Genomic DNA, 3611 nt, shown 5'->3' on the forward strand with positions numbered 1-3611 from the left:
ACAATACATTATGACAAAATTGACTGGTTAGATAATTCTAAATCCAGTCAATCTTTTTAATACTGATATTATATATTAAGTATCAGTTTATGATGAAAAGCTAATTAAGCTTTGAAAGCTGCCTGCAGTGGTGGTACAACCTGCTTTTTACGGCTCATTACACCTGGCATCCACATAACATCAGCCTTCTTTGTACCAAGAGCATTGATGATTGTATTCTCATCATCTGATGCTAATAAAAGCTCTGAGCCTTCCTTCATGATGTCTGTCAGTACTAATACTGCAGAGTGACGACCTTCAGCTTTAACAGCATTTAACTCTGCAACTAAAGATGCCTTTAATTCAGGGGTAACCATTGATAGAGAAATAAGCTCTAACTGACCGATGCCTATCTTCTTGCCACCCATGTCAAAGTCTTTGAAGTCACGGAAGATTAAATCACGTGCAGATGCATCAAGATTTGACTTTGCTTTGAACATTTCCATGCCTAAAGCTTCAACATCGTTAATACCTGCAATCTTTGATAATTCTTCAACAGCCTTCTTGTCATATTCAGTGCAGGTAGGGCTCTTGAATAATACAGTGTCAGATAGGATTGCACATACCATAGCACCTGCCATATCTGCAGGAATTGATACATTGTAGAAATCTGCAACCATCTTAATTACAGTATTTGAACAGCCGTATGGCTGAATCCAGCACTCAAGAGGTGAATCAGATGTAACATCACCTAGTTTGTGGTGATCAACGATACCAAGTAACTTTGCATCCTTGAAATCAACAGGTGCCTGAGCAAGATCAGAGTAGTCTACAAGATAAACATCCTTACCAGCTACAGAATTTACAACTGAAGGTGCCTTAAGATTGAATTTGTCTAAAACAAACTGTGTCTCAGGAGCAGCTTCGCCCTGAGCTACTGCAGTAGCCTCAATTCCTCTTGCGTTTAATACGTGTGCATAAGCTAATGCAGCAACGATTGAGTCTGTATCAGGATTCTTATGACCTAAAACTAATGCGCTCATCAAATATTTCCTCAAATATGTTCAAAAATTTTTTGTGTATTATATCAAGAAAAGTTAGTTAGCTAACATTTTATCGATTTTTTGTATAATTTTGGGGGCAACAAGATTTGATCCTTCCTGATTTACGTGATTCTGATCTTTGTAAAGAGGCTTATTATTAATTCCCTCATAACACTTATTTTCATCACACAAAATTTGTGCTAAATCAACGAAGTCAACATTGCCATCAGGATAATCAGTATTTATTAGATTTTTTATAAAACGGTTATATTCCTGAATTTCAATTGTGTTTGTATAGAATTGCTTGTCAAATTCACATTTAGGTTTGAAAGAAATTGTAATAGGTCTATATACACAATTAGTTTTTCTATTTGGTAAAGCAGGATTATCTAGAGTAAAAATTACTTTTTTGCCAGAAGATAATAGTTTATCTACAGTTTTTTTAATTGCTATTTTTAATGTAGGAAAAGAATTTGCTTTCGAATAAGGAAGATTGATGTCTGTTCCCATATATTCTGTATCATAATATGATGATAATGGGGTATGAGCAAGTATAACAACCTTATAGCTATTATTGTTTCTTATATAGTCAAGAGCTTTATTTATGTTCTTGTAGTTTTCTCTGAATGGTTCAGTATCACGAGCACCTGTTCTGACATCATAAAAAGGGGCTGCATTTTCTTCAGGAAAAACAGATATTTTTCTGTCAGGAAATAAATTTGCCATACCTAAATAATAGGTGCCAGCATGCGAATCTCCTATTAAAGCAATATTATCCTCTGTAGATTTCATTTTACATGAAATTATATAAAACCAGAAGTTTGGAATATCTGTTTTTATATTCCATTTATTGAATTTTAACTGACACTCATTTTCTCTTTTAAGAAGTTCTGCTGATAATGTGCTGTTTTTCTCTTCTTCATATTTGTATTCTTTTTGAAGAGAAATGGTAATAATAAATCCTATAAAGCCAATACAATATAATGATGACAATAAAAAAATAAGGCTAAATATCTTTCTTTTTCCATATCTTAAAGGTGGTTCTATAAATAAATAAGTCAATATGGAAAGACCAATTGCAGCTATTATAGCTATGATTTTTATCCAGGCTTTAGGTTCAAAATTGTCACATACATATGCAAATGAAAGAAGAGGCCAATGCCATAGATATAATGGATAGCTAATTAATCCCAAAAACACAAAAATTCGATTTGAAAGAATGTATCTGTTTATGAATGCTTTTTTGCCAGCTGCAATAATAAATATTGCACCCAAAACAGGAAGGAGAGCTTTTGTTCCTGGAAATTTATAATTGTTCTTTATTGTAGCTATAGCGATAATAATAAGAGTCAAGCCAATAATGGAAAGAATATTGTTCAGAATATTTTCATTTACTTGAGCATTGGCATTTTTGAATAAAACTCTTTTTATGACTACTTTTTCTAAGAGACATTTTATATTGTTTATAAAATCTTTTTTGTAGAAAACAATATATGAGAGTATTGCTCCTATGGATAATTCCCAAAATCTACACCACGGTAGATAAAATGCTGCAGATTGATTGTGGTTTGATATTTCAATCTTACAAAGAGCAAAAGAAGTAATAGTAAATATAGTAAGTACAAGAATAAAATTCTGTCTTGTTTTATAGATTATCCATAAGAAAATTGGAAAGATTAAATAAAACTGCTCCTCAACACCTAATGACCATAAGTGTAGTAATGGCTTAGCATTTGATTCAGGATTGAAATAACTGCCACTTTCAAAAAATAGCATTATGTTATTGATGTATAGAGAACCACCAAAAACATGTTTTCCAAGTAGCATATATTCTTCAGGAAGAAGTACAAAGTATCCTAGAATTAAAGTTGTGCAAAGTATTGTAATCAGTGCAGGAAAAATTCGTCTTACACGTTTTATGTAGAAATCGATAAGATGTAACTTACCTGGATTTTCAATATCAAACAGATTTCTATAAATGATAGAGGATATCAGATATCCTGATATAACAAAGAATATGTCGACACCGACAAAGCCACCTTTTAAATATTCAGGAAAAGCATGAAAAATAACGACGCTTATGCAGGCAATAGCTCTTAATCCATCAATATCAGATCGATATTCTTGTTTAGATTGCTCTTTAAAACATTTGAGCATATTTGCAATCATAGCTGATTTTCCTTGAATTTAGATGGAATAAAATAATATTTAGCTAGGAAATGAAATTCTTATCTTCATAAATCAAATTTCATAATTTTATATTTTATAAAAAATGACATCTCATCAAAAGTGAAATTTAAATCTTCCTAGAGTTGGAACATTGAACTTAATTGAAATCTCAGTCATTTTACCTTTGGCCCATTAGATATTTTTGTAAAATCAAATAGCTCTTTATCTAGAAGATGGGAAGGGGCAACATTCTTTAGAGCCTTGAATACGATATCTGCACGTTTTGGATATTCCTTATCCCACTGCTTTATCATCTTATTCATAGCACTTCTTTGCTGATCTTCACCAAAACCGCACAGCCCCTTTGGCAGAACAGGGTAGTTTTTAATCTTTGATAAAGTAATCAGATCACGTTCTCTG

General features: G+C 32.2%; 2 protein-coding genes and 1 pseudogene. All 3 read right to left on the reverse strand.

The window, feature by feature from the left end; all coding sequences use genetic code 11:
• Positions 1–104 precede the first annotated feature (104 nt).
• Positions 105–1022, reverse strand: coding sequence for a manganese-dependent inorganic pyrophosphatase (locus ACJML3_RS09190; RefSeq protein ID WP_406022585.1), 918 nt, complete (start codon positions 1020–1022; stop codon positions 105–107).
• Positions 1023–1076: 54 nt separating this feature from the next.
• Positions 1077–3191, reverse strand: coding sequence for an acyltransferase family protein (locus ACJML3_RS09195; protein WP_406022587.1), 2115 nt, complete (start codon positions 3189–3191; stop codon positions 1077–1079).
• 173 nt (positions 3192–3364) lie between these two features.
• A pseudogene (locus tag ACJML3_RS09200) lies at positions 3365–3611 on the reverse strand (tRNA 2-thiocytidine(32) synthetase TtcA); the annotation flags it as partial.

Origin of the sequence: Succinivibrio sp. (assembly GCF_045124615.1) — a bacterium.
Taxonomy (GTDB): Bacteria; Pseudomonadota; Gammaproteobacteria; order Enterobacterales; family Succinivibrionaceae; genus Succinivibrio; species Succinivibrio faecicola.

Bases quoted from the DNA above. Each gene is read 5' to 3' on its own strand.
- ACJML3_RS09190 (WP_406022585.1), bottom strand. From the start codon at position 1,022: ATGAGCGCATTAGTTTTAGGTCATAAGAATCCTGATACAGACTCAATC.
- ACJML3_RS09195 (WP_406022587.1), bottom strand. From the start codon at position 3,191: ATGATTGCAAATATGCTCAAATGTTTTAAAGAGCAATCTAAACAAGAA.